The 24,939-nt window shown below is 37.1% G+C and carries 27 protein-coding genes and 1 other RNA gene; 8 read left to right on the top strand and 20 right to left on the bottom strand.

Translation table 11 applies throughout. From position 1 onward, the window contains the following. Nucleotides 1–145 precede the first annotated feature (145 nt). From CVS97_RS01185 to CVS97_RS01145, 9 genes are all read right to left on the bottom strand, one after another. Nucleotides 146–682, bottom strand: a complete 537-nt coding sequence (locus CVS97_RS01185; protein WP_087577114.1) for a superoxide dismutase family protein — start codon at nucleotides 680–682, stop codon at nucleotides 146–148. A 66-nt stretch (nucleotides 683–748) separates the two neighbouring features. Further along, the gene (locus CVS97_RS01180) at nucleotides 749–1,516 is read right to left on the bottom strand and encodes a TIGR02757 family protein (protein ID WP_107784784.1); all 768 of its coding nucleotides are present in this window, start codon (nucleotides 1,514–1,516) and stop codon (nucleotides 749–751) included. Continuing rightward, on the bottom strand, nucleotides 1,513–3,384 hold the full coding sequence (gene flgK / locus CVS97_RS01175; protein ID WP_084107861.1) for a flagellar hook-associated protein FlgK: 1,872 nt from the start codon (nucleotides 3,382–3,384) through the stop codon (nucleotides 1,513–1,515). Before flgK ends, CVS97_RS01180 begins: the two co-directional genes overlap by 4 nt. A gap of 3 nt (nucleotides 3,385–3,387) precedes the next feature. After that, nucleotides 3,388–3,819 (bottom strand): flagellar export chaperone FlgN, encoded by a 432-nt coding sequence (gene flgN / locus CVS97_RS01170; protein ID WP_072594306.1) that lies wholly within the window; start codon nucleotides 3,817–3,819, stop codon nucleotides 3,388–3,390. Between the two features lie 13 nt (nucleotides 3,820–3,832). Next, complete coding sequence (locus tag CVS97_RS01165; RefSeq protein WP_199905977.1) at nucleotides 3,833–4,036, bottom strand: flagellar biosynthesis anti-sigma factor FlgM; 204 nt, start codon at nucleotides 4,034–4,036, stop codon at nucleotides 3,833–3,835. A gap of 58 nt (nucleotides 4,037–4,094) precedes the next feature. Beyond that, a complete protein-coding gene (locus CVS97_RS01160; protein WP_054196705.1) occupies nucleotides 4,095–4,394 on the bottom strand; it encodes a rod-binding protein in 300 nt (99 codons plus the stop codon). Beyond that, nucleotides 4,394–5,446 carry a flagellar basal body P-ring protein FlgI gene (locus CVS97_RS01155; protein WP_107784783.1) on the bottom strand — a complete coding sequence of 351 codons (1,053 nt, stop codon included), beginning with the start codon at nucleotides 5,444–5,446 and terminating at the stop codon, nucleotides 4,394–4,396. The genes CVS97_RS01160 and CVS97_RS01155 overlap by 1 nt, the downstream gene beginning before the upstream one ends. Nucleotides 5,447–5,513: 67 nt before the next feature. Then, complete coding sequence (gene rsmD / locus CVS97_RS01150) at nucleotides 5,514–6,080, bottom strand: 16S rRNA (guanine(966)-N(2))-methyltransferase RsmD (protein ID WP_107784782.1); 567 nt, start codon at nucleotides 6,078–6,080, stop codon at nucleotides 5,514–5,516. Further along, a complete protein-coding gene (locus CVS97_RS01145; protein WP_107784781.1) occupies nucleotides 6,077–6,421 on the bottom strand; it encodes an ornithine carbamoyltransferase in 345 nt (114 codons plus the stop codon). Before CVS97_RS01145 ends, rsmD begins: the two co-directional genes overlap by 4 nt. Before the next feature lie 120 nt (nucleotides 6,422–6,541). On the opposite strand from CVS97_RS01145, the gene CVS97_RS01140 reads away from it, so the two are divergent. Genes CVS97_RS01140 through CVS97_RS01125 form a run of 4 tightly spaced genes read left to right on the top strand, consistent with a single transcriptional unit; the run spans nucleotide 6,542 to nucleotide 9,301 of the window. Then, a complete protein-coding gene (locus tag CVS97_RS01140; protein ID WP_107784780.1) occupies nucleotides 6,542–6,937 on the top strand; it encodes a FlaG family protein in 396 nt (131 codons plus the stop codon). A gap of 2 nt (nucleotides 6,938–6,939) precedes the next feature. Further along, complete coding sequence (gene fliD, locus CVS97_RS01135) at nucleotides 6,940–8,700, top strand: flagellar filament capping protein FliD (RefSeq protein ID WP_107784779.1); 1,761 nt, start codon at nucleotides 6,940–6,942, stop codon at nucleotides 8,698–8,700. 9 nt (nucleotides 8,701–8,709) lie between these two features. Next, entirely contained in the window at nucleotides 8,710–9,081 is a 372-nt protein-coding gene (gene fliS, locus CVS97_RS01130) for a flagellar export chaperone FliS (RefSeq protein ID WP_072594313.1), read from the top strand. Continuing rightward, entirely contained in the window at nucleotides 9,074–9,301 is a 228-nt protein-coding gene (locus tag CVS97_RS01125) for a hypothetical protein (RefSeq protein WP_107697659.1), read from the top strand. Before fliS ends, CVS97_RS01125 begins: the two co-directional genes overlap by 8 nt. A gap of 14 nt (nucleotides 9,302–9,315) precedes the next feature. Here CVS97_RS01125 and rnpB read toward each other — a convergent pair. From rnpB to CVS97_RS01105, 4 genes are all read right to left on the bottom strand, one after another. Next, nucleotides 9,316–9,642, bottom strand: an RNA gene (rnpB, locus tag CVS97_RS01120) — RNase P RNA component class A. Between the two features lie 151 nt (nucleotides 9,643–9,793). After that, complete coding sequence (locus tag CVS97_RS01115; protein ID WP_107784778.1) at nucleotides 9,794–10,411, bottom strand: Type 1 glutamine amidotransferase-like domain-containing protein; 618 nt, start codon at nucleotides 10,409–10,411, stop codon at nucleotides 9,794–9,796. Nucleotides 10,412–10,843: 432 nt separating this feature from the next. Continuing rightward, nucleotides 10,844–11,968 (bottom strand): tRNA pseudouridine(13) synthase TruD, encoded by a 1,125-nt coding sequence (truD, locus tag CVS97_RS01110; protein ID WP_107784777.1) that lies wholly within the window; start codon nucleotides 11,966–11,968, stop codon nucleotides 10,844–10,846. Beyond that, the gene (locus CVS97_RS01105; RefSeq protein ID WP_107784776.1) at nucleotides 11,946–12,767 is read right to left on the bottom strand and encodes a thiamine-phosphate kinase; all 822 of its coding nucleotides are present in this window, start codon (nucleotides 12,765–12,767) and stop codon (nucleotides 11,946–11,948) included. Before CVS97_RS01105 ends, truD begins: the two co-directional genes overlap by 23 nt. Nucleotides 12,768–12,828: 61 nt before the next feature. On the opposite strand from CVS97_RS01105, the gene CVS97_RS01100 reads away from it, so the two are divergent. Further along, nucleotides 12,829–13,842 carry a hypothetical protein gene (locus CVS97_RS01100; protein ID WP_107784775.1) on the top strand — a complete coding sequence of 338 codons (1,014 nt, stop codon included), beginning with the start codon at nucleotides 12,829–12,831 and terminating at the stop codon, nucleotides 13,840–13,842. A gap of 11 nt (nucleotides 13,843–13,853) precedes the next feature. Here the strand turns inward: CVS97_RS01100 and CVS97_RS01095 are convergent, their stop codons facing one another. The 7 genes from CVS97_RS01095 to CVS97_RS01065 all read right to left on the bottom strand — a co-directional run bounded on the left by CVS97_RS01095 (nucleotide 13,854) and on the right by CVS97_RS01065 (nucleotide 20,316). Further along, entirely contained in the window at nucleotides 13,854–14,294 is a 441-nt protein-coding gene (locus CVS97_RS01095; protein WP_107784774.1) for a hypothetical protein, read from the bottom strand. Then, entirely contained in the window at nucleotides 14,291–15,715 is a 1,425-nt protein-coding gene (locus tag CVS97_RS01090; protein ID WP_107784773.1) for a Mur ligase family protein, read from the bottom strand. The genes CVS97_RS01095 and CVS97_RS01090 overlap by 4 nt, the downstream gene beginning before the upstream one ends. Beyond that, nucleotides 15,712–16,494, bottom strand: a complete 783-nt coding sequence (locus CVS97_RS01085) for an alpha/beta fold hydrolase (RefSeq protein WP_107784772.1) — start codon at nucleotides 16,492–16,494, stop codon at nucleotides 15,712–15,714. Before CVS97_RS01085 ends, CVS97_RS01090 begins: the two co-directional genes overlap by 4 nt. Further along, a complete protein-coding gene (locus tag CVS97_RS01080; RefSeq protein ID WP_021091404.1) occupies nucleotides 16,484–16,714 on the bottom strand; it encodes a type II toxin-antitoxin system Phd/YefM family antitoxin in 231 nt (76 codons plus the stop codon). Before CVS97_RS01080 ends, CVS97_RS01085 begins: the two co-directional genes overlap by 11 nt. Before the next feature lie 64 nt (nucleotides 16,715–16,778). After that, entirely contained in the window at nucleotides 16,779–17,819 is a 1,041-nt protein-coding gene (locus CVS97_RS01075; protein WP_107784771.1) for a D-alanine--D-alanine ligase, read from the bottom strand. A gap of 11 nt (nucleotides 17,820–17,830) precedes the next feature. Beyond that, entirely contained in the window at nucleotides 17,831–18,385 is a 555-nt protein-coding gene (ruvA, locus tag CVS97_RS01070) for a Holliday junction branch migration protein RuvA (protein ID WP_107784770.1), read from the bottom strand. 17 nt (nucleotides 18,386–18,402) lie between these two features. After that, nucleotides 18,403–20,316: a flagellar assembly protein A gene (locus CVS97_RS01065; protein WP_107784769.1), complete on the bottom strand. Its 1,914-nt coding sequence runs from the start codon at nucleotides 20,314–20,316 to the stop codon at nucleotides 18,403–18,405. Nucleotides 20,317–20,439: 123 nt separating this feature from the next. On the opposite strand from CVS97_RS01065, the gene murJ reads away from it, so the two are divergent. From murJ to CVS97_RS01050, 3 genes are read left to right on the top strand one after another with little or no spacing between them, the layout of a single operon-like run. Continuing rightward, nucleotides 20,440–21,840 carry a murein biosynthesis integral membrane protein MurJ gene (gene murJ, locus CVS97_RS01060; RefSeq protein WP_107784768.1) on the top strand — a complete coding sequence of 467 codons (1,401 nt, stop codon included), beginning with the start codon at nucleotides 20,440–20,442 and terminating at the stop codon, nucleotides 21,838–21,840. Continuing rightward, nucleotides 21,827–23,221, top strand: a complete 1,395-nt coding sequence (cysS, locus tag CVS97_RS01055; protein WP_107784767.1) for a cysteine--tRNA ligase — start codon at nucleotides 21,827–21,829, stop codon at nucleotides 23,219–23,221. The genes murJ and cysS overlap by 14 nt, the downstream gene beginning before the upstream one ends. Continuing rightward, nucleotides 23,214–24,938: an ABC transporter ATP-binding protein gene (locus CVS97_RS01050; RefSeq protein WP_107785191.1), complete on the top strand. Its 1,725-nt coding sequence runs from the start codon at nucleotides 23,214–23,216 to the stop codon at nucleotides 24,936–24,938. Before cysS ends, CVS97_RS01050 begins: the two co-directional genes overlap by 8 nt. Nucleotide 24,939: the final 1 nt, after the last annotated feature.

The following is a 24,939-nucleotide window of genomic DNA, read 5'->3' as shown; positions in this document are numbered from 1 at the left end:
TTTTGATAATTGAAATAAAAGCAGATTGTATTTTATTTGTACTTATCTTTTTGTAAATTTTTTATATTTGAAATGAGGGATTTTTAAAATTTATAAATTTTAACGAGCCTTTGGATCTAGCTCAAAGACTCGTTTATTAAAGTGACTACTTAATAACGCCACAAAGCATTCTAGCACCGCCACCGCCAAGTGCTTTTGGGTTGTCGCTATGATTATCGCCACCAACATGAACCATTAATGAGTGACCTTTTAGCTCGTCAAGACTTTTTATCTTTGGGGCTAGTACTGGATAGTTCGCATTACCCTCAGCATCTACGTAAAGTGCCGGTAAATCGCCTTTGTGACCCTTATCATCCCATGCAAAAGAGTGCATTTTTGTGCCGGCTGGATCCCAGTGGCCGCCTGCTTTCATACCAAGGCCTTTTTCAGTCGCACCACAGTCAGCATTTTCATGGATGTGAAAGCCGTGTAGCCCTGCAGTAAGTCCTTTTAAATTTGGAAAAAATGCAACGCCGTAGTTTGTCTTAACAGCTACTACTTCGCCGACACTCTTATCGCCCTTCTCGCTTAGCTCATTAACAGGTATAACTAGATGTTCACCAGATTTTGCATCAAAGTGATGACCTTCGTGAGCAAAAAGCAAAGTTCCTAAAACTGCACTTAGTAAAACGATTTTTTTCATACAAGCTCCTTGTGGATAAAATTGTACGGCAAGTCTACCCTAAATTTAAAAATTTAGCAATAATTTTTATTGATTAAGATTTTTTACGATAGTTTCTAGCTCTTTGCTCTGCCCTATTCTATAAAGTGCAAAGTCGTATTTTATCGGATCAAACTCGTCAAATTCTCTAAGTTTTTTTGTAAGATCCATGACTGCTTTGAAATCGTAGCTCTTTCTGTTTATAAGTCCTAAATTTAAAGAAACTCTATGCGTATGAACATCAAGCGGCATCAAAAGTTTATCTTTTGGTAAATTTTTAAATAGCCCAAGGTCGATGTCGCTACCCCTTACCATCCAGCGAAGATACATGTTATAGCGTTTATATGGGCTTTGTGGCTCTTTGTCAAAACTCTTACCAAAGAAAAACTCATATCCGTCAGAGCGGTAAGAATTTAGCCCGTAAATAAATTTAATAAGCTCATTTACGCCATCTATCATTTCGCCATTTTTTGCAAGACCTTGGCGTAAAATTTCTTCTATATCACCCTCTTTTTTAAGACGTGAGAGAGTGATAAAAATTTCTCTTACATCATTTTCATTTTGAAAGCGGTATTTGAAATTTGATAAATTTTTTTTGATATTTTGCTCACTCTCATCAAGCAAACCAAAATCAAGCGAATTTAGAAATTTCACTATCATTTTTGCGTTGCCATAAGCAAATAACGCACAAATGAGCGCTATGTTTGGCTCTTTAAATTTAGTAGCTACTTGAAGTGGATCTGGGGCTTCAAACAGCCCCAGATTTGTATTTTTACTAAGTACGTGCGAGTCTAAAAGGCTCTTTAGCTCGCTCATTGTTTTAATGAAAGAAGCGTGTCAAGCATTTGATCAACGGTCGTGATGATCTTTGCAGCTGCGCCGTAACTTGCTTGAAAGCGGATCAAATTTGTAAGCTCTTCATTGGTGTCTACGCCACTTGTTGATTGAAATTCCTCTTCAGCTGTCTTTTGCAAAGACGTATTTGTATCGTGGATCGTATTATTCGCCTCTGTATCACTCGCCATGTCAGTCGTAAGATAGCGGTAATATCCCTCGATCGTCTCATCTCTATCAAGCGCTATGCCACTTGAGTAAAAGGTCTGCTTTTGATACTGAAGCTGGATCATTTTATTTGCAACTTCATTATTTCCGATAACTGGCTTTGAGTAGGCACGAAGCTTTGTGTGGTCTTGGGTAAAATTTTGATTTATGCCGATACTATTTGAGTCAGTACCTGAAAAAAATCTATTTATGCCAACAGCACCTGGGAAATTTGTGCCGTGATCGACTATCGATATGCTATAAAGCCCTTGAGCTTGTTTTGGAATGAGAGAAAATGTGCCTTTTTTAGTATTTTTATCATAAAAATATGACGCCTCAAAAAAGTCATCAACGTCATTTAGCATATTATTATCTTTATTGTCATCTGAGTTTGAGTTAAAGTCTTTGACAATAGAGTTGCCATATCTTGTATCATTCATTGTCGTCGTGCCATTTACATTTATAGTTTTTCTGGCCACGACATTGCCTTTGTTATCATAAACAATAGCTTCAAAACTTCCGTTTCTTATACTATTATCATGATTCATCAACGTCTTATCGCCTTCTAAATAACTTATCGGATCTGAGTTAGAAATTTCAACTGCGGATTCGGCATAGATATTATTTGTACTTGTTATCAAGGTTTTACTAAATGTATTTAAATTATCAATGTATTTTTGGATCGTTCCGTCGCTAAATTTATCATTATCTGGCTCGTAGTTTCGACCCCTAAGATCAAGCGCAGCACCGATTTTACCGCCTGTGATCTTTTCTTCCATTGGGATTCTTCTGCCATCTTCTCTTTCATAATAAATTTTTGTATATCTTCCACTTTCGGTTGAACTCATAGAAATTTCATGAAAATTTACACCATCAACGATACTTACACCACCAATATTTAGATTGTAGTATTTTCCTTGATCTGTTATTCCTGTATCTACCCTAGAATTGCTCTTTAGATCGCTTTTATAAACTGCTGTATTTACCAGCTTTGACATAGCAAGCTCAAGCTCATCACGTTTATCACGAAGATCATTTGCATTTATTTTTATACCAGCGTCTGCGCCTGATTCTATTCTTTGGATTTGCTTATTAATGTTTGCTATTTGTCTGCCTAGAGAATTTATCTCATTTATATTTATTTTTATCGTTTCATCAATCTTTTCATGCATATCATAAAGCATCTTTGATGAGCGGTTAATACTTGCAGTCAATACACTTGCTTTATTTATCAAATTTACTTTCTGAGCACCTGCATTAGGGTTTGAAGCAAAGTTATTCCACGCGGAAAAATACTCCTGAATATCCTTCACCATTCCATTATCTTTTAGGTCAGGAAAATATTTTGTAGCTTCTTGCAAAATTCTTTGTTTATAGGCTGTATTTTCTAAATTTGACGATGAATATTTTAGTCTTGAGTAGGCAAACTCATCATGAAGTCTTGTTATAGTATCTACTTGTGTGCCTGTGCCAACTCCACCAGGTACTGTATTCATCGCTGGAGAAGCAGACTGGACAACACGCTGCCTTGTATAGTAGTTACTATCGGCATTTGCGATATTATTTCCGGTTGTACTTATTTGAAGCTGGGCTGCATTTAGTCCTGAAACACCCGTGCCTAATGACATAAAGATATTAGCCATTTTTTAAACCCTTGATTTATAAAAATTATTATCTATGCTGTTTCCATCTTGGCCGTATTCACTTGTTTTAGTTCCAAAAATTTTTTCATTAAGTGAGTCAAAAAATTCTTTAACAGCAACAACATGTCTTGCATATTCTTTATTAACTTTATGTAAATTTTCAAGCTTTGAACGCATAAGAACAAGCTTTGACTTCACTTCATCGTCTAAAACACTAGCAAGTGTAGTCGTACCGCTCTCTTTTGATACCTTTAAAAGCTCTTTATCTAGTGCTCTTTTTGTATCTTCAAATGCACGAACTAAGGCATTTTTTTTCTTTACACTCTCATCAACACTTGAGTGCTTAGCTTCTTTTATATTTGCGATATCTTGTATGGTTAAATTTATGAGCTCATCAAGCTCGCCTATAGCCTCGTCCAAAAGCTTTTTTATCATTTAAATTCCTTAATTACAGCAACGCATCAGCCACAGCCCTAGCCGTTTTTGAGATATCAACCTGATAAGTACCATTTTCTATGGCATCAGTTATCTCTTTTAGCTTTGCGTTTTCGTTTGTTCTTACTTCTTTACTCTGAGTTTCGACCTTGGCATCACTATTTTTATTTAGCGCATTTGCCTGAAAATTTGGTCTTTGGTTCAAAGGCCTTATCATATTCATACCTCTTAAAATAAAATATTTATATCACTACATCGGCAGAATATAAATTTACTTAAGAGTCTCTCTTTAAAAAATCGTACAAAAGTTCTGAAAAACCAAGATTTCCACTCAATGCTTTACTCATTGCATCGTTATACATTGACCTATAGATATCGCTACCAGCAGCTTTTGGATATAGCGAGTTGTGCTCATCTTCTTTTAAAGCAATATCAAGCACAGCCTTTACCATATATGCCTCAAACGCATCGGTTTGCTCTTTCAAAAGCGCGTCTTGCTTGGCATTTGCATTTTTTATCTTATTTGTAGAAATTTCATTGTATGAATTTAGCGCTAATGTGTTGTCTATTTGCATTATATTATCTCCAAATCAACTTGTATCGCACCAACTCGCTTTAAATTTTCAAGTATCGATATGATATCACTTGGTGTTGCCCCAAGCTTGTTTAGCGCTCTTGTTACATTTGCAACGGTTGTTTTTTCGCCTGAAATTTTAAGTAAATTTTGGCTAGGTGCGACAGATGTATCGCTTCCTATATTTACATCGTTTTGCGCTGCTTCATCGTAGCTATTTGGCTCTATTTTTATTGTGATTGCACCATGCGTTAAGACAACTGGACTAACTACGGCATTTATGCCACTTACTATCGTGCCAGTTCTTTCATCAACCACTATCTTTTCATCTGGCTTATACTCCACATCAAGATCTAGCACAGCACTTGCAAGCTCGATAATGCTAACATCATCTGGTTTTTTAACGATAACCGTTCTTGGATCGATCGCCTTTGCAGCATCATCAGAGATATTTGCATTTATAGCATTTTGGATATCAAGAGCGGTTTTAAAATTTGTATCTTTTAGGCTTAGTCTTATGCTATCTTGATTGTAAATGTCATAAGTAACTTCTCGCTCAACCAAAGCTCCATTTAGAATAGAGCCAACGGTTGGGTGGTTGCCACCTGATCTACCCATGCTTTTTCCGCCGATGCTTAAAGCACCCTGAGCCAAAGCGTAAATATCACCATCAACGCCTTTTAGTGGCGTCATGAGAAGGGTGCCACCTTGCAAGCTTTTTGCATCGCCAATAGATGAGATCACAACATCAAGCTTGTCGCCATGTCTTGCAAACGCTGGAAGCTTGGCTGTTACCATAACAGCAGCTGCATTTTTGGACTTGATATCATCTGGATTTATCTTTACGTTTACACCCTGAAGCATGTTTGATAGAGACTGGATAGTAAATTTTGACGTTGAGCCATCACCTGTGCCGTTTAGTCCGACAACAAGGCCGTAGCCTATTAGCTGGTTATCCCTTACGCCAACGATGTTTGCAAGCTCTTTTATCTGCGTAGCAAAGGCTGAAGTAGCTATCACTGAAGCTGCTACAAAAGATAAAATTTTTTTCATATTTTTTCCTAAAATTTAGCTATTTTAGGTTTTAAAGCAAAAGATGTTCCAAATTTACTATAAAAATTTATTGGAAGTAAGAGAGCGAAGTAGCTCCAAATTTTTTAAATTTTACAAGTTTATATGTAGAAATTTCATCACTAAATTTAAAGTTGCTGTTGTGTTCAAAAACTATCATATAAATTTTCTCTTTTTTTAGCTGTGAGATTAAATTTACAAGTTTTTCGTAGATGCCATCAAAGCCAGCTCTTATGTCAAACGGTGGATCAAGGTAGAGCAAGACCTTACCACTTTGAGAATTTATAATATCGGGCAAGACAGAAAAGGTATCGCCATTTATCGCTTTTAAATTCGAGCACTCTAGGCTTGCAAGGTTGCTTTGCGTGATCTTAAAAGCGGCTCTATCTTTTTCGATAGCGATAGCCTCACGTACTCCATTACTAACGGCCTCGCTTGCCATCACGCCACTTCCACCAAAACCCTCTATAAATGTAAGTGAGTAAATTTCATCTCTAATGACATTAAAAAAAGACTCTTTTACGATGCTTTTTGTGCTTCTAGTCGTGCTTAGGCTTGGCAGCTCAAGCCTTTTGCCTTTAAATTTACCACTTGAGATTTTAGTGTAAAGCTTCACTGATTTGCCCTTAAAATTTCAAGCAGATCAGCTTTAAATTTATCTATCAAAAGTGAAATTTTCTCTTCTAAGCTCTTTTCATTTTTAGCTTCATTTAGCTCATTTGCTTTTGAAATTTGCATAGCTGAGTAAAATTCTTCAAGCGTATCAAGAAGTGTTGTCTTGGTAAAAGGATGAGAAAGATGAGCATTTTTACCTATTATAAATAGCGGTTTTTTTGTCGCAATCTCGCGGTCACTCACTACAAAATCACAATCCTTATGATGAGCAGCTAAATTTCCACAAAAAAGCAGCAGTGTCTTTTGAAGTAAAATACACTCGCACTCAAATGAAATTTTCATATCTCTTCCTATAAATTTTTGCTCGATTTTAGCCTAAATAATCAAAAATTTATATAAACACTAAAGGATTTTAAAATTTTACCGATGTAGAAACTAACGTAAGTTTTAAGGAGTAAAACTATGGAAATCTTTAAGGTAGCAGCAAATCAGGTACTAGATACGAGCATGAGCACATCCGCTCAACGTCAAATAGATAGCAGACCTATCGAGCATTCTGATGTTAAATTAAGTGCTGATAAAAATAACGAAACAAAAGACATTAACGAGCTAGACGGACTTAGCAACGAAGAGTTTGCCAAAAGAACAAGAGAAGTTACTGACAGATTAAACTATCAAATGCAGCAGCTCGATACTAATGTAAGATTTGCTTACAATGAGAAGCTAAATTTAATGGTTGTGCAAGTAAAAGATGCTAAAACTGGCGAAGAGATAACACAACTTCCAAGCAAAGAAGCTATAAGAATAAGCGAGTATTTCAAGGAAAGTATCGGAATACTTTTTGACAAGGAGAGTTAAAAATGGCAGTAGGTAACGTAACAAATTTAGGAATCGGTACAAAAAATAGCGGGCTAAATGACGATCTTATCAAAAAGCTAAAAGAAGCAGATGAAGCAGGACAGATCAAACCTTTAACAAAAAGGCTAGAAAGAAATGATCTAAAGCAAAAAGACCTTGCAGCGCTAAAAACTCTAGTTAGCAACGTAAACGTAAGTGGCAAAACACTTGGCGGAGAGGCACTTTATCTAAAAAGAACTACAAACAATGCTGGCAAAAGCGTAACAGCCTCAGCAGCAAATGGCGTTAGCGTTCAAAATTTTAGTATAGATGTGCAAAAACTTGCTCAAAAAGATACATTTCAAAGCTCAAATTTCAAAAACGCTTCAAACTTAGTAGGTGCGACAAGCAACGGCTCTTTTGATGTTGAGATCGATGGACAAAAATTTTCTATTAGCGTAACTAGATCAACCACATATCAAGATATTGTAGACAAGATAAATGATATTAGTCGTGGTAAATTGCAAGCTAGAATTTTAAATGTTGGCGGAGATAAGCCAAATCAAATCATGCTTCAATCAGGCAATACTGGTGCAACGCAGACTATTAAATTTTCAAATGATACGGCTGGTGTTTTAGATAAGCTGGGCTGGGATAGTACGCAGTTTCAAGATAAAGATGCAAATGGCACTCTACTAACAAATCCTGATGGCACACCAAAGATGACATCAAATTTTGAAAAGAATAGAATTTTGAAAGCACAAGATGCGGAATTTACATATAACGGAGTAAATGTAAAAAGAAGCAAAAATACCTTCAACGACTTAAGACCGGGAATTTCTATTACATTAAATGAAACTGGTAAAACAAACGTAAGCGTCTCTCAGGATACAAAAGAGGTAATAAAAGCGGTTGAAGAATTTATCAAAGACTACAACCTAATGACCATGAACCTTGGTATAGCCACAAAATATGACGAGGAAAAGGGAGCTGGCACTTTCCAAGGTGTTAGCGAAATTTCAAGCTTAAGATCAAACATTGGTCGTCTTGTAAATGGACAAGACAGCGAAGGTAAAGCATTAAGTAAATATGGCATAGTGCCTGATAAAGACGGTCAGCTTCAGCTTGATCTAAATAAATTTAACGCAGCTCTTAGCAAAGATCCTGAAGAGATTCAGAAATTTTTCATGGGATCAAGTAAGATCGAGCCAATAAGCTATATGGGAGCATCGACTGTTAGTGCTGGAGCATTAGACATAAAAGCTGGTGATCTTACAATAAACGGTAAGTCAGTTACATTCTCAACTACAGCCACAGCCACAGCCGAAGAAAATGCACTAAAACTTCAACAAGCCATAAATGACGCTGGCATAACTGGAGTTACAGCCAGTCTTGATAACAGTGGCAAAAGAATCGTCTTAAAAAGAAGCGATGGTGAAAATATCGAAGTAAAAGGTAAAGCTCCTGCTCTAACGACTCTAGGCATGAGCGAAGCAACTGTAAATTCAGTAACTAAAAAAACAGATGGGCTATTTACAAAGCTAGCTAAAATGCTTGATGGTGTCGTTGGTAAAAAAGGCACAATGATCGCTATGCAAAATCAGCTAAAAGACGAAAACGAGTCGATCACAAAAAATAAAGAGAGCACACAAAAGCTTTTAGATGAGAAATATACAACAATGCAAGAGCGCTTTATAAAGTACAACGCTATCATCGCAAGCTTAGAAAATCAGTTCTCAACACTAAAATCAATAATAGATGCAGAGATAAATAGTAGAAAATAAGAGAGAAAGATGAATCAAAGTGCATATAGTGCATACGCACAGTCTAGTTTTGGGGGCATTGAGTCCCCAACTAAATTAATAGAAATGCTTTATGACGGAATTTTAAAATTTATATTTCGTACCAAAAAGGCGATAGAAGCTGGAGATATAGAGAAAAAAGTTTATTATATTAATAGGACAAACGCTATTTTTGTTGAGCTTTTAAATTCGCTTGATTATTCTCAAGGCGACGTAGCTCACTATCTTAGCGGCCTTTATACAAGACAGATGCAGCTTCTTGCTATGGCAAATATACAAAATGATGTCGCGGCTTTAAATGAAGTAACCAATGTCGTAAAGCAACTATCAGAAGCATGGAGAGAGGTAACTTCAGGTGAATAGCTGGATTAATGAGTTTAAATTAGCATTGATAAACGAAGATACTAGCAAAATAGCTGCTTTGTCAGAAAATTTTAGTGAGGATATGTTTACTAGCCTAGCTCTAGCGCAAGAAGCACAAGCATTAATCGGCGGTGCAATAGAGCTTTTAAAAAGCAAGTCTTCACATATTCAAAATGAGCTTATAAAACTACAAAAAGCTCAAAAATACGTAACAAACTAATCAATTTTTATAAATTTAAAGGCACGGCGTTAAGCCGAGTTCTGTCTTGAGCGATCATTTATCTACGCTTGCTTTTACAAACAAGCTCTAGCGAAGGGTTTTAATATAAGACCAAAACCATCCCTTCTTGCTGCAGGTTGGGTTTATATGGCCACGCAAGTTACCAAGCGTGCCGGTGGGCTCTTACTCCGCCGTTTCACCTTTACCGCCGAAGCGGAAGTCTACTTTCTGTTACACTATCCCTTAAGTTTCCCTAGCCATCCGTTAGATGGAACCTTGTCTTATCGCAGCTCGGACTTTCCTCTTTTTCAAAAATCAAAAGCGATCGCTTACCGTGCCAGAGCGAAATTATAGCGGCTTTGGCTTAAATTTCTAGCTTTTAAAACTTTAAACTTTATGTTCTCTTATTTAAAAGGTAAATTTGCAGGCAGATAGAGTGCTTTGAGTAAATATTTAGCGTATGTTTCATCAAAGAACGTATAAAATTTTATCTCAAAGCGCGATAAACTCAGCATTGTTTATAGGTCGTAAATCGTACAAGTCCCCAAATTTCTCCATTATCTCGTGCGTGGCCTCTGCAAAAGGCTCGCAGCCAAAGTGCGGTACGACGTAAAAATCCACCAAATTTAACCCTGTAAAATCGCTCATATTTGGGCTATTTTCATCCATAAGCGTAGCATATCTTATATCTGGTGCGGCCACGATCGCCCCTGCTGACTCACCGATATAAATTTTACCCGCTTTCACTGCGTTTTTTATAGCTTGGGCGGCACACGATTTTCGCAGCTCGTTAAGCAGATAAAATGTATTTCCGCAGCTAACGTAAATGATGTCGCACTGACTAATGGTAGATAAAATTTTATCTTCACAAGATGGCTCATCTTGGCTAGATACTAGCGCTGCCGAATCCTTGGCGCAAGAGACGTCAAGGTGTCTTAGCCTCGCACCAAAATTTTCTAAAATCTCCGCCGCTTCGTCTACGTAAAAATTCACTTCTTCAAATTTTGCTGCCGTATCGATAAAAACAATATCTTTACCTTGAAAATTTACCACTTCATCAATCTTGCTCGCAACCTCCGCGAAATAAGAGCAAAGAAAAATATTTGCCATTTTTAATCCTTTTAAAATATAAATTTGCAAACCCATTATATCTAACCGAGCCCAAAAACGCTCGTGTTTCACGTCGCTTGCGTCTTGCTCCACGGGTAAAATTTAGTGATGTTAAGGTACGGGTCTTAGTGCGCAAATTTGAGCTTAAAACGACAAGGTAAAGTTTTTGCACCGCTTCGCTCACAACTTTTAAAGAGCGTTAGGCTAGGCGGATTTTGACTTACAAAATTTAAACTTGAAAGTTAAGGCAAAGTCTTGTGAGATGGTTTTAAATGTTTTATGTGCCACTATGCTCGTAGCTAAACAAAAGAAATAAATTTCGTCCCAAGATAAGGTATACAGCCTATCGCGGAGCAAAATTTATACTCTGCTTGCAGTTACCGGCATAGACGCAAAAATCATTTAAAAGCGCTCGCAAGACAAGCCGCCGCCCTACTCAAAGATATTTTTATGCAAGATTTCTTCTAGCACAACAGTTGCGTAGCTTCCTTTTTGCAGCGTAAAATTTATCGTAAAGTGCGCTTTTTCCTCGTTGTATTTATAGTTTGTATCCTCCAAGTAGCACCACGCAAAGCGCCTAGATCCCGTCATTTTAGCTTTGTATTCATTTGCCTGCGCGAAAATTTGATCCTCTATCATTCTCGCCGCACCCTGTGCCTCATACGCCTTCGCGCCCGGGATCAGCCCGCAGCTAGTGATATCTCTAGCGTCAAAGCGCGTGCCCTCCGCGTCCAAATCTTCGCACAAAAAGCACTTGCCGTGCGGGTAGTGGCCCAAAACTTCGCCCTCAATTAGCTTAAAAAATCTCTTTTGAGATTTTAAATTTTTCAAATTTTCGCCGCTCAGATACGGGTAAATTTGAGCTAGCTCAGAGAGACTAAAATCCTGCGCAAATCTCGAAATCTCCACGCGTTTGCTAAGCCAACGGTTAAAAAGATCGCTCTGATATGCCGAGATCAAAAAGTCGTTTAGCTTTACATTTTTGCTCTTTTTGCCGTTTATTGTCCCGTTTTTAAGTAGCTCCAGGCCAGTTTCGGCATTGTCGCCAAATTTACCAAAACGCTGATAGCCAAAGTAGTTTGCATAGCCCATTTTGTCAATACTAATAAATGCTTGCTCTAGCTTTTTGGCATTACTTGGTAGCACCTTTTTTAAGCGGATAAAAAAGCTATTTCCCTTTAGATGTCCGATGCAAAGCTTATTTTTATGCGCATTTAGGCTTAAAATTTTAATCTTTTCGTGACTAAAATTCGCTAAATTGCTCTCAAATTTACGTGGCATAGAGATAAACTGAGTCGTCATACCTTGCTTGTCCTTTAGCCCAGCGTAGCCAAAATCACGCATCTTAGCTCCTGTAACCTCGCTTAAGACATGCAAGGCCTCTTGTGTCGTCATATCTTTTTTAGAAATTTCAACGATTAAGTGCTCACCGTCACCGCTAAACTCGTAAAGTGGTATCTCACGCACGACAAAATCATCTGAATTTTTAGAAAAATAAGCCTCAATAGGTGCATGAGTGAGTGCATAAAGTGGCTTAAAAGTGGTGGTTTCTTGCATTTTGTTTTAACCTTTTATTTGAAATTTTTGCAAAGATGCTAATCTTTGTCCGTGTTTTTGCGGCGATCCTTTTGATGGCGTTTAAATTTTTAGGACTAAAAGTAAATAAAATTTCATACTCTTCGCCGCTACTAAGCTCAAATTTACTTAGCTTTTTTGTAAATTTAGCACCCTTTTTGCTAGCCTTTAAAAGCTTAGCAAGATCGGCATTTAGCCCATCTGAGATATCCATAGCTGAGTTTACAAGATGAGCTGCTTTGTAGAAAAATTTATCTCTTAAAGTAGGCTTTTTAAAACGTGAATTTTTTGAAATTTGAGCTAGCCTTAGAAGTGAATTTAGCCCCTTTTTACTACCTCCAAGCTCGCCAGTAAAAGCTACCAGATCACCGTATCTTGCATTTTTTCTAAGCACAGCTTTACCATTTAGCTCGCCAATTACACTAACGCTTATATTTAAAATTTTGCTACTTATCGTGTCACCACCGATTATCTTTACGCCAAACTCCTCGCACGCTCTGTTTATGCCAGCGCTTAGCTCTTTGATTTGCTGTGGCGAAAAATTCTTTGGCAAACTAAGTCCAAGAAGCGCAAATTTTGGCCTAGCATTCATCACGATCGTATCTGAAAAATTTACGATCATCGCCTTGTAGCCGATCTCTTCAAGGCTTAGCCAGCCATGCTTAAAGTGCGAGTTTTCAGCAAAGATGTCCTTGCTAAAGACCTGCTTGCCAAGCACAGCCGCATCATCGCCAATATAAGCGTTACCAAAGCATTCAATCGTGAAATTTTCTTTATCCATCGAGCCATTATAATGAAACTCCTTTTAATTTTAGGATAAAATAAGCCAAAAAAGGAGCCAAATGCAAAAAATAGAAATTTTTAGATTTAATGCAAAAAAGGATATTTTGTCGTATTTTAAACCATATTTTTTAGAAATTTTAGACTACGCAAACCTTGATGAACTATTTTTGCATGTTAAAAAAATTGATCCGTATTTTCAACCAATAACCGGCTTTGTGAAAGTAAATGATGTCGTAGTGAGCACTGCTGAACCATTAGTAAATTTATATGAAAAATTTGCAGGCGAGCTTGTGATTTCGCCACTTGATGAAAAACGAGCGGTTTTAGATCTTGAGATAAATGATGATGACTTTTGGAAGAAATTTAAACCATTTGAGAAATTTTGTGATCAAGCAGGCAAAGAATTTTATGCAAGCTTAAAGCCATATTTTTATGCTGATTTTGTGAGAGACTACGAGCCAAATTTTATAGGTGCAGCTACTATCATACTGGCTCATCATCTTTATAAGAAAGAAAAAAATGATGAGATCATGAGGCTTATCAACAATGAAAATGGTATTTTAATAGCTTGCAAGATTGATGATTTTATCTTTAGCGGAAGCGAAATTTATACCGAAGCAATTAGGTTTTTTAAAGAAATTTTAGGAATAAAAGAGGATAAAACCTCAAAAAACGAGCTTGAAAAGATAAAGAGTTTGGATAAATTTAAAGAGTTCAAAATAGCCGTAAGCGATAAAATCCCTGTAAATTTAGATAAATTTAGAGCAAATTTTATAAATCTAAATATCAAAATTCCTTGTGGATTTGAACTTTTAAAAGTAAACGAAAAGCTTGCATTTGCACTTGCAAGTAAGACCATCTTTAATGCGTTTGATAGTGGGGCTGATTTTTTACTAGCTAGCAATGAAGCTGAGTTTTATATGTTTGACACGCTTTCAAAAAAGCTTGAAAAATTTGCAAACAGAAGTTTGCAGGATTTTTATATTTTAAGAGTTAGCGAACTGATTGAGCTTGAAAATAGCAAAATTCCAGCAAGCCTAAAAGAGCATATACTAAAAGCAAATCTAGTCTAAAACTAGAGAATTTATTTTTGCAAAGTCGCATTTTGCTCGCTTAAGGCTTCTTCTTTTTCGTCTTCTTGTCTTATCTCATCGTACCTTGCTTTGGCGTTTTCATAAACACCAGCTGGAAGGCTTATGTTTAAATCATCCCTTAAGCTCATCACATCATCACAAGCATTTTGGTAGCCAAGGTCGCAACTTTTCATATAATAACTCACGCCAAGCTCGATATTTGAGTGCTTTTTTAGATCACTATCCATTTGCTCATTTATCTCTTCATTTACAAACATATCGCCCAAAGCTTCGCACGAAAGCACATCTTTTTGCTCACAGCCATCATAGAAAATTTCATACGCAGCTACGTAATCTCCGGCATTTAGCGCCTCAATGCCTCTGTCATAATCATCAATATCAAAGCTAAATACTAAATTTAAAGCTAGGATTAAAAAAACTATCTTTTTCATATAAAGCTCGGTGCGTCGTTTGAAAATAGTATAAGATCGCCAGCACGCGTATTTTGAGCTAGAATTTCTTGCATTTTATTTTTATCCTTTAAGATGATGATCTTTGGCTTTATGATGTACTTTAGTAAAACTTCAGCATTTAGTGAGCTTGTGATGATAACAAGGTCAAAAATTTCATTTATCACCTTGGCTAAATTTGCATTTTGCTCCGCATCACTCTCGACAATGCCTGGTGTTAGCAGCACTTTTCTGCCAGCGTAGGTGCTTACAAGCTCGTAGCTTGCGCTCATGCCTGAAAAATTTCCATTAAAGCTATCATCGATTATCAGCTTGCCACCAGCCTCGATCTTGCTTAGGCGGTGCTCTACGTTTTTCATCTTAGATAGCGCTCTATCTACCGCCTCATCGCTCATTTTTAGGTATTTTGCCACCTTGATGCAAACGGCTAAATTTGTAGCGTTAAATTTGCCAAGTAGCGGCGAGGCGTAGCTCTTGTCACCAAGCGTAAACGAAATTCCATCTAAATTTGCATTGATATCTTTTAGACTTTCATCATAAATTTCTATATTTTGGCTTGGCTCTTTTTTTGTCGAACTATGTAAAAATGCCATTTGCAAACGAGTGCTTTGAAGTGCTTCTAGCTTGGTGGCTCGGATATTATCAAGCGTTTTAAAATACTCAATGTGTTGCGCGCCGATCTCGCCTACGATGACGATTTGCGGATTTAGAAATTTTGTGATCTCTAGGATGTCGCCCTTTAGCCTAGCGCCTGCTTCTGCGATGTAAATTTGCGTTTGCTCGCTTAAGTTTTCATTAATATCTTTGATGATGCCAGCTATTGTATTTACGCTGCGTGGTGTTTTATAGCAGTCAAAGCTATCTTTTAAAATTTCAAATAAGAAATTTTTGATACTCGTTTTGCCGTAGCTTGCTGTGATCAAGATGATTTTTAGATCTTTATTTGCACCCAGTTTTTTAAGCGCCTTGTTTTTAAAGCCTTGAAATTTGATCTTTTCTAAAATTTCACTAAAGAATAGGCTCACAACCAAGACAAAAAGTGGCATCGGAGCTAAAAATACCTTGTGAATGATAAAATTTAGAGCGTAGTTTAAGATGATAGCGCAAGCAAGGATCGCAAAAAAGTGCTTGATCCTGGCGGTAAAGACTAGCTTTTTATCAAGTTTTTTGTGCCAAAGATAAAGGGCTGGCAAAAGAGCAAAGTAAAAATAGATAAAAAACCACTTGCCAGTCGTGTAAAAAAGCACCAACGGCACAATAAAGAAAAAGACGTGCCAAGCAGGCTTTGTGAAGTGAAAGAGCACGCGCTCAGGCCTATATGAAAACCACTGAAAGCAAGTGATTACATAAAAAGCGAGTGCAAAGATAAATAAAACTGTGCTTATGCTTAAAAAAATATTCATCTTATCTCCTCGATACCGCTCTCATCGTCAAGCACGACATTTTTTGCTTCATTTGGCTCAAATTTTATCCCTTTTTCTATCTCGTCACTTATAAATTTAGCGTGAAGTAAAAAGAAAAAATGATCACCATTAAGCGGAAAAAATGAACTATTTTTAATGAGCTTATGTATACTCTCTCCGCTTGTTATAGGCGTTGCCTTGTCATTTTCGCCCCAGAATATCAAAGCCTTGCCACCAAAGCTGGCAAAATGCTTTGTAAAATCCTCATCAACTACGTTTTTTAGGGTCTCATACATCACTCTACTCATACCGCTTACATCTTTTGTGGCAAAGAGTTTATAAAATTTTCCAAATCCAAAAAGCTTAAAAATTTTAAAAATAGCGATCTTTGCGCGCACGATAAATGGCTTTTTGACAATTATGCCAGCTGAGCTCAAAAGCACAAGATATTGCGGTTTTAGAAGCGTTGCAGCCTTGCCGCCAAAGCTATGTCCTACGATGATATCTGGCTTTATGCCAAGCTCATCACAGAAAATTTCAACGATTTTTGCGTAATCACTTGTTTTTAACGGATCAGTAATGGAGCTTTTACCAAAGCCTGGCATATCGATATAAACATGGCAAAACTCGCTTAGATAGCGCCCAAAAGCCTTTTTCATTATCTCTTTGTTTGCGCCCCAGCCGTGCAAAAAAAGCACTATTTTTTTGCATTTTGGATTTACTACTTCGTAGCTGATCTCATACTCATTTGAGCCGTACTTTACCGCCCTACTCGCCATCGTTCTCTCTTTTTTTTGCAGTATAAATGCTCTCAAGCACGCTTACTGCCTCGCAAAGGCGTTCATACTCTTCCATATTTAAAAGCACTGCTTCAAATTTATTATTTTTTACAATAACCGCTCTTTTTAATTCATTAGCTCCCACACGAGAGAGCACTGAACTAAAATTTCTAACCACTTCAGTTGCTGTATAAATTTCATCTTTTGTAAAAGTTACCATTGTCGCTCTTTGTGTAAAATTTTACGTAAAATATCACAAACTACTTTATAATCTACTAAATGGTCTAAATTTTCCCGCGACCTTTTACTGAAGTGATCGAGTTTATGAAGCTATAATCGATTTTTATATTACGCTCTCTTGGAAGTGAGTTTGCAAGAGCATTTAAAGTACTCTCAAAATCCTCAAATAGATAGTTTGCAAGGCTTCCTGGATTTGGATTTATCTCATTTAGATAGACCTCATCATCTATCACAAAAAAGTCGCATCTAATGATCGCTCCGTCAAATCCACAATCATAAATTTTTGAAAAATTAAATTTAAGATTTTGCTTTAACTCTTCAGAAATTTCAGCCTCTTTTACCTTGTTTTCATTTGAAAAGCTAAGATATTTCTGCTCATAGTCAAGAAATTCTTTCTTTTTTGGCTCTTCGATGATAGAAAATTTTATCTTTCCATCTATCTTACAGCCTGCGAGGTTGTACTCTTTTACTCCCTTTATAAAAGGCTCGACAAGCACATCTTTATCAAACTCAAATGCCACGTCTTTTGCATAAGCTAGCTCACTGGCGTCATGCACTATATTTACGCCGATGCTACTTCCAAGTCTTGCTGGCTTTAAAATAATAGGATAGTGAAATTTTGGCTCACTTTGACGAGTTAGCATCTCATAGTCAAGCGCCTTTACGCCAGCTTTTTGCGCTAGAAATTTGGTTAATTCTTTATTGTAGCTAAGCGCACTTACTTCAAGCCTTGGACCTATATATTTTATGCCGTAAAAGTCAAAAAGTGCCGCTATCTTGCCATCTTCGCCGTCCATGCCGTGGATCAAATTTATAATGACATCGCACTCTACTTTTTTATCGCCAAAGAGAGAGTGTATGAAAAATCCACCTTTAGATAAAATGAGCTTTTTTGAATTTTTGTACTTGCCTGAGCTAAAGAAATTTGCTCTCATATCTTTCTCTTCGATAAGATAAAAATCTCTATTTGCGTCGCAAAATATAAATTTTAGCTCTTGTTTTAGGACATTTTTTAAAACTATCGCACTAACTATGCTTATCTCATGTTCATAGCTCTTTGCTCCAAATACCACACCTAAATTCATCTTTTTAATCCTTATCCTAATTTCTTTAATGCTTCTTTTATAAGATCACTCGTATTTTCACTCTTGCACTCAGGCAAAATTTTCACTATCTTCTCACGCTTAAAGCCAAGCGCTTCAAGTGCTAAAAGTGCCTCATTTTGATAGCTTGGCACACTCTCATCACTTATTAGTTTTGCATCACTTAGCTCAGCTATAATGCGTCTAGCAGTCTTTGGTCCGATACCTGGCACACTTTTAAAAGTATCTGCATCGCCGCTTATTATGGCGTTTGTAAATGCTTGCGAGCTAAGACTTGAGCAAACTGCCATAGCCGTACTAGCTCCGATGCCATTTAGCTTTATTAGCATCTCAAACATCTTTTGCTCATTTGCATCCAAAAAGCCGTAAAGTAAATTTGCGTCCTCTCTTATGATCTGCGTTATGGCAAGCTCGACTTTTTCGCCCTTGCTAAGCTTGGCTGAGCAAAAAAGTGAGATAAAAATTCCATAGCTTACGCCACTATTTGTTTTAAGTATCACAAATGCGGGATCTTTTTTGCTGACGACACCTTCGATCGCTTTTATCATCATTTAACCTTTTATTCTTAAAAATTTGTATCTGTGTAGTCTTCTAATCTATTTGACTTTTTGATCTTATACTCAGCCTCATCGCCATCGCCGATCTTCTCTAAAGTAATAGCATGAGCGGTTTCATTTTGCTTTGAGATATAAGTGACATTTTGTGGAGGATCAACGATAACAAATCTAATCTCATTTAGTTCAACCCAGTTGCCTCTATTTATCACTTTTGCAGAAAATATTCCATTTTGCATGATCTCAAGCTCATCTTTTAGAGTAGCTAACAAATCTTTTTTATCTTTAAAAATTTTTAGCAAAGTGTTGTATTCATTGACTAAACCTTGATACTCTTTTAGCTTTTTCATAAAGGTAACTGGCGGTATCACTTTAGCTTTTGAGAGCTCTTCTACCTTTGCTTTTATGGTATAAATCGAGTCTTTATTTTCATTTATGACATTTTTCTTTGTTTCAATATTTTTTAGAAGAGAGGCAAGCTCTGCTTTTGTATTTTCGATCTTATTTAATTGCTCTTGCGTAGCCTCAGCACTCTCAGGCATTTTGCTAGTATCGATTATAAATTTATTGTCAGTGCCTCTTAGATATCTTACGTCTATTAAGTGTGAAGCTGTGATAGTGCAGTTTGAGCCAAGCGTATTTATTTGGATATTTTGAGCGGTTATAGAGCCACCAACGACGCTATTTATCTTAACCCTTTTTGCTACGACATTTCCGCCTTCTAGCCTATCTATCTCGACATTTTCAGCTTCAACCTTACCGATATGGATAGAAATTTTTGCATTCTTTGCATAAATTTTAGCCTTTTGGTGTGTTTGACCGCCGATTATTACTTCATTTGCTTTAACCATCGCATTTGCGCCGACATTTCCTTTAACCTCGATCTCGTCAGCTTCCACGATGATGCCAGTGCCGATGGCGTCTTTTATAGTATCAGTTTCCCTAACCACCAAAGTCACATTTGTATCAGTGCCTGCTTGAATAGAGCCAGTTGTTTTAAAATTTGCTTCATTTATCTCTATACGCTCTTCAATGTCAAATGAGCCATTTTTCTCAACTACATATCCTGATTTTTTAGCGATGTATATTATGCTATCGTCATTTTCTACTCTCTCTATATTTTCGCTTATACTTATCTCTTTGCCAGTATCTTCTTTTGGCTTTTCTACTGCTAATAATTTACCTCTCGCATCACGGCCATTTTGCCCTTCGTGAGACTTTTTCTCTTCCATTATTACTTCATCTTGTGCCACGCCAAAAACAAAACCTCTATCAGCGTAATCAACCTTATCTTCCTCTTTTATCGCATCAAGTTTATCTTTGTAGTAGTAAAGTATCTTTGCATCGGTAGCTTTTTTTGGATTTATACCTTGTGTTATGTTTAGTATGTAGTCTTTATCAAGTTCGCCCTTTACATGCACAACCGAGGCGATTTGTTTTAGCTCGTCTTTTAGTTTGCCGATCCTTATACCTATTAAAATTTGAGCTTTCATAAGCTGTTTGGCGATATATTCAAAAAGTTTATCTTCGTAATGCTGTTCGTATTCACAATCTTTTGTGGCTTTTACCTTTGCGACTACTTTTGTAACCGTTGAATTTACACCAATCTCTATCTTTGGAAGCTTTGGCACAGCATTTAGCCTAACATCAAAAAATTCCACATCATAGACCTGCTCGATCTCTAGCGTCTCGTCAAGATAAAAAGTATTATCATCAAAAAAGTCTAAATTTTCTTCAGGGACAAAAACTGGCTCTTCATTATCTTTATTTTTATAATAAGTCAAAATGTCTAAAATTTTAAAATCTATAAATTCTACCGGTACGCTGTATTGTTTGCTTAGTTCTTTAAGCGATATATAAGGCGTTGAAGTTTGAATTTGCGTTGGCGGTAAAAATCTCTCGTTTTCTTGCACGTTCTCGCTCAAAATTGATCCATTTCACATAAAATTTGGCTCTTATTATCGCTAAAATTTTATTAAATTTGGGTTATGTAAGCTTTAAAGCATCTTTTGTTACTATTGCGTTTTCAAATTTAATTTAGGTGAGCGATGTTTATAAAAGGTTTTTTTTCAAACTCAGTTGGCATTATGGTTTCAAGAATTCTTGGACTTATAAGAGACCTTTTAACAGCTTCTATCCTTGGAGCTGGCATATTTAGTGATCTTTTTTTTATCGCTTTTAAAATACCAAATTTATTTCGCCGTATCTTTGGAGAAGGTGCCTTTACACAGGCATTTTTGCCAAATTTTACAAATAGCAAGAAAAAAGCGATTTTTCAAGCTGAAATTTTCATCAAATTTCTACTTTTTATAGGCGCATTAACGCTTCTTGTAAATTTATTTACGCCTTACTTTATAAAGATCATCGCAAGCGGTTTAAGCGAGCAAAATATCACAGATGCAGTGCCGCTTGTGCGTATAAATTTCTACTATCTAGCCCTTGTTTATATCGTCACTTTCATGGGTGCACTGCTTCAGTATAAAGGGCACTTTGCAACGACTGCATTTTCTACTGCGCTGCTAAATTTAGCCATGATCGCTTCACTACTTTTAGCTCGTGGCAAGAGCGAGAGCGTGGTCGCACTTTATCTTAGCTTTGGTGTCGTTGCAGGAGGTGTTTTGCAGGTTTTGGTGCATCTAGTTGCTATGAAATTTAACGCCTTAAATAAAATTTTTTGGGGCGGTCTAAGCGGATATTTTAAAGGCAAAAGAGCGCAGAGTAAAGGCTTTTTTATAAATTTCTATCACGGCCTACTTGGCTCAAGTGCTATGCAGATAAGCGCATTTATGGACACTTGGCTAGCTAGCTTTTTGGTAAGTGGCTCGATAAGCTACCTTTTTTATGCAAATAGAATTTTTCAGCTCCCACTTGCCATCTTTGCGATCGCGCTCTCTCAGGCGCTATTCCCAAAGATTACCAGACTTTTAAAGCAAAAAGATGAAATAAACGCCCTAGTTTGGACGAAAAAGAGCTTTTATCTGCTCCTTAGCGCTCTGCTAGCCGCTACGATCACAGGCATTGTTCTAAGCGAATTTATCATCTGGCTCTTGTTTGAGAGAGGAAATTTCGTAAGGGCAAATACGACCGAGTGTGCCAAGGTGCTAAGCGCCTATTTGGTGGGGCTTACGCCATTTGGTCTGGCTAAAATTTTCTCACTTTGGCTTTATGCAAATATGAAGCAAAAAGAGGCAGCCAAAATTTCCATCATCTGCCTTGTGATAAATTTGATCCTAGCAGTCATTTTGATGCAGAAATTTGGAGCAGCTGGCCTTGCATTTGCAAGCTCACTTGGGGGATTTTTACAGCTTATTTTATATATAAGAGCCTTTGGAGCTAAGCGATTTTTAGCTATAATCGAGCCTAAATTTATAGCCGCCATCGCTATTTTGGCGGTTTTGCTCTATTTTGGTTTAACATTTTTAAAGGATATATTTAATGCGAATTTTTGATACTTCTAAAAGAGAAAAGGTTGAGTTTAGCCCTATTAAAGATGGTGAAGTTAGCATCTACCTATGCGGTCCAACGGTCTATGACGACGCGCATTTGGGGCATGCAAAGTCAGCCGTTAGCTTTGATCTTTTAAGAAGGGTCTTAAAAGCGCTTGGCTACAAGGTCAAATTTGCAAGAAACTACACCGATATCGACGATAAAATTTTAAATAAAATGGGGCAAACTGGCCAAAGCCTAGAGGAGATCACAAACAAGTATATAGCGCATTATGAGAGCGACATGAACGCTTTAAACGTGCTTGATCCAGACTTTAAGCCAAAGGCTACGCAGTGTTTGGAGGCGATCATTAGCTACATCAAGATACTTATGGATAGAGGCTTCGCGTATAAAACGAGCGATGGAATTTACTTTGATACGAGCAAGGATAGTGGATATTTTAGCATTAGCGGCAAGGATAACAATACCGATCTAATCGCGCGTGTGGCAAGTTTTGGCGAGAAAAGAGACGAAAAAGACTTTGTGCTTTGGAAATTTGATGAGAAATGGTACGAGAGCCCATTTGGCAAGGGTCGCCCTGGCTGGCACACCGAGTGCGTAGCGATGATAAGAGAATTTTTAAGTGACAAAGAAAATGATAAATTTGAGATCGACATCCACGCTGGTGGCATTGACTTACTCTTCCCACACCATGAAAATGAAGCAAGTCAGTGCAGATGCGCCTATCATAAAAATTTGAGCAAATACTGGATGCATAATGGCTTTATAAAAGTAAATAACGAAAAGATGAGTAAGAGTCTAAATAACAGCTTTTTCGTAAAGGACGCCATAAAAAATGTTCATGGCGAAGTGCTTAGATATTACTTGCTTACAAGCCATTACAGAGCTCATTTTAACTATTCAGATGAAGATCTAGTAGCTTCAAAAAAGAGACTTGATAAAATTTATCGCCTCAAAAAAAGGGTTGATGGCGTGCAAGCAGGTGCAATAAATGAGAGCTTTAAAAGTGAGCTACTTGAGGCGCTAAGCGATGATCTAAACGCTTCAAAGGCGCTTGCAAGCGTTGATGAGTTTGTAAAAACAGCAAACGAAAAGCTTGATAATAGCCCAAAAGATAAAGCCTACAAGGCCGAAGTAGTGGCGAATTTGGAGCTTATAAGTGAAATTTTAGGCATTGCTAGCACAAATTATGTTGAGTATTTTCAGTTTGGCGTAAGTGACGAGCAAAAAGAGCACATCCAAAGACTTCTTGATGAGCGCGCGGTAGCTAAAAAAGAGAAAAATTTTGCAATGGCTGATGAGATAAGAGATGAGCTAGAAAAGATGAATATCTCTATCATGGATACACCAAATGGCGCAGTTTGGGAGAAAAATAATGACTAACTTTGGCTTAAAAGATGTGCTAAAACGCTTTGGCCCATATTTTAAAGACTACATTCCACACTTTATCCTAGCCTTCATTGGCATGGGGCTTGCAAGTGGCGGAACAGCGGTCAGTGCGTATTTGGTGGAGCCAGTACTTAATAAAATTTTCGTTGAAAAAAACGAAACACTGCTTTATTTGTTACCATGTGCGATCATCGCTATTTATCTGTTAAAAAATATAGGCACATTTATGCAGGCTTATTTTACGGCATATATCGGCCAAGATACGATTAGAAGATTTCGTGAAAAGATGGTCGAAAATTTACTAAATTTGGACATAAAATTTTTTAATGATTTTAGAACAGGCGAGCTAATAAGCAGAACCACGAACGACATAGAGCGCATAAGATCTATTGTTTCAAGTTTCATACCTGAGCTTATTAGAGAGCTTGTAACTATCATAGGCCTGCTTTGTGTAGTCATATATCAAAGCCCTAAATTGGCGTTTTTTGCACTTGTGGTCATGCCAGTAGCCATTTATCCGATCTCGCGCCTTGCTAAAAAGATGAAAAAAATTTCAAAGCAGTCGCAAGAAAAGACATCCGATATCACTTCAGCCTTGAGTGAAATTTTTACAAATATCGAGATAATTAAAGCAAATAATGCCCAAAAATACGAGCATTCACGTTTTGTTGAAGAAAATAACAAATTTTTCAAGCTAAATCTTAAAACCGTAAAAATTGAGCAATTAGTAAGTCCGCTTATGGAAACGATAGGCTCTATTGGTGTCGCAGCCGTTATTATCGTAGGAGGCAAAGACGTCATCGACGGAAATATAAATATGGGTGCATTTTTCTCGTTTTTAACCGCGCTTTTTATGCTCTACACCCCACTAAAACGTATCGTAAATATATACAATAAAATGCAGGATGCGATCGCCGCAAGTGAGAGAACCTTTTTCTTGATGGATAAAGTGAGTGAGATAAAAGATGGTGAAAAAGAATTAAGCGAAGAGATAAACCTAATCAAATTTAAGGGTGTCTGCCTAAACTACGGTGACAAAGAGGTTTTAAAAGGGATAAATTTAGAGGCTCGTAAGTCAGAATTTATAGCCCTTGTTGGCTCAAGTGGTGGCGGAAAAACCTCGCTCATGAATCTGCTCATGAGATTTTACGACGTAAATAGCGGAGAAATTTTAATAAATAATACAAATTTAAAAGATATCAAAATCCACTCACTTCGCCAAAACATCGGACTTGTAACGCAGCGTGTCTATATCTTTAACGATACAATCGCTAAAAACGTGGCTTACGGCAGAGAATTTAACGAAGAAGCCGTGATAAATGCACTAAAAATGGCAAATGCTTATGAGTTTGTAAACAAACTAGATAACGGCATAAACACTATCTTAAACGAATTTGGCACAAACCTTTCAGGCGGTCAAAGACAACGCATCGCAATAGCAAGGGCACTTTATCAAAACCCACAAATTCTTATCTTTGACGAGGCCACTTCAGCGCTTGATAACGAGAGTGAAAAAGAGATCACAAAGGCTATAAACAACCTAAGAAACAAAAAGATCATCTTTGTCATCGCTCACCGTCTAAGCACAGTTGAAAGTGCTGATAAGATCGCGGTTTTAAGTGATGGAAAGATAGTTGATATCGGAAGCGATGAAGAACTTAGCAAGAGAAATGAAATTTATGCAAAACTTAAAGGCAAAGCCTTAGTTTAAG

Origin of the sequence: Campylobacter concisus (assembly GCF_003049735.1) — a bacterium.
Lineage (GTDB): Bacteria > Campylobacterota > Campylobacteria > Campylobacterales > Campylobacteraceae > Campylobacter_A > Campylobacter_A concisus_AN.
This window is presented reverse-complemented; position numbering and strand designations above follow the sequence as displayed.

Bases quoted from the DNA above. Each gene is read 5' to 3' on its own strand.
- CVS97_RS01185 (WP_087577114.1), bottom strand. From the start codon at position 682: ATGAAAAAAATCGTTTTACTAAGTGCAGTTTTAGGAACTTTGCTTTTT.
- CVS97_RS01180 (WP_107784784.1), bottom strand. From the start codon at position 1,516: ATGAGCGAGCTAAAGAGCCTTTTAGACTCGCACGTACTTAGTAAAAAT.
- flgK (WP_084107861.1), bottom strand. From the start codon at position 3,384: ATGGCTAATATCTTTATGTCATTAGGCACGGGTGTTTCAGGACTAAAT.
- flgN (WP_072594306.1), bottom strand. From the start codon at position 3,819: ATGATAAAAAAGCTTTTGGACGAGGCTATAGGCGAGCTTGATGAGCTC.
- CVS97_RS01165 (WP_199905977.1), bottom strand. From the start codon at position 4,036: ATGATAAGGCCTTTGAACCAAAGACCAAATTTTCAGGCAAATGCGCTA.
- CVS97_RS01160 (WP_054196705.1), bottom strand. From the start codon at position 4,394: ATGCAAATAGACAACACATTAGCGCTAAATTCATACAATGAAATTTCT.
- CVS97_RS01155 (WP_107784783.1), bottom strand. From the start codon at position 5,446: ATGAAAAAAATTTTATCTTTTGTAGCAGCTTCAGTGATAGCTACTTCA.
- CVS97_RS01145 (WP_107784781.1), bottom strand. From the start codon at position 6,421: ATGAAAATTTCATTTGAGTGCGAGTGTATTTTACTTCAAAAGACACTG.
- CVS97_RS01140 (WP_107784780.1), top strand. From the start codon at position 6,542: ATGGAAATCTTTAAGGTAGCAGCAAATCAGGTACTAGATACGAGCATG.
- fliD (WP_107784779.1), top strand. From the start codon at position 6,940: ATGGCAGTAGGTAACGTAACAAATTTAGGAATCGGTACAAAAAATAGC.
- fliS (WP_072594313.1), top strand. From the start codon at position 8,710: ATGAATCAAAGTGCATATAGTGCATACGCACAGTCTAGTTTTGGGGGC.
- CVS97_RS01115 (WP_107784778.1), bottom strand. From the start codon at position 10,411: ATGGCAAATATTTTTCTTTGCTCTTATTTCGCGGAGGTTGCGAGCAAG.
- truD (WP_107784777.1), bottom strand. From the start codon at position 11,968: ATGCAAGAAACCACCACTTTTAAGCCACTTTATGCACTCACTCATGCA.
- CVS97_RS01105 (WP_107784776.1), bottom strand. From the start codon at position 12,767: ATGGATAAAGAAAATTTCACGATTGAATGCTTTGGTAACGCTTATATT.
- CVS97_RS01100 (WP_107784775.1), top strand. From the start codon at position 12,829: ATGCAAAAAATAGAAATTTTTAGATTTAATGCAAAAAAGGATATTTTG.
- CVS97_RS01095 (WP_107784774.1), bottom strand. From the start codon at position 14,294: ATGAAAAAGATAGTTTTTTTAATCCTAGCTTTAAATTTAGTATTTAGC.
- CVS97_RS01090 (WP_107784773.1), bottom strand. From the start codon at position 15,715: ATGAATATTTTTTTAAGCATAAGCACAGTTTTATTTATCTTTGCACTC.
- CVS97_RS01085 (WP_107784772.1), bottom strand. From the start codon at position 16,494: ATGGCGAGTAGGGCGGTAAAGTACGGCTCAAATGAGTATGAGATCAGC.
- CVS97_RS01080 (WP_021091404.1), bottom strand. From the start codon at position 16,714: ATGGTAACTTTTACAAAAGATGAAATTTATACAGCAACTGAAGTGGTT.
- CVS97_RS01075 (WP_107784771.1), bottom strand. From the start codon at position 17,819: ATGAATTTAGGTGTGGTATTTGGAGCAAAGAGCTATGAACATGAGATA.
- ruvA (WP_107784770.1), bottom strand. From the start codon at position 18,385: ATGATAAAAGCGATCGAAGGTGTCGTCAGCAAAAAAGATCCCGCATTT.
- murJ (WP_107784768.1), top strand. From the start codon at position 20,440: ATGTTTATAAAAGGTTTTTTTTCAAACTCAGTTGGCATTATGGTTTCA.
- cysS (WP_107784767.1), top strand. From the start codon at position 21,827: ATGCGAATTTTTGATACTTCTAAAAGAGAAAAGGTTGAGTTTAGCCCT.
- CVS97_RS01050 (WP_107785191.1), top strand. From the start codon at position 23,214: ATGACTAACTTTGGCTTAAAAGATGTGCTAAAACGCTTTGGCCCATAT.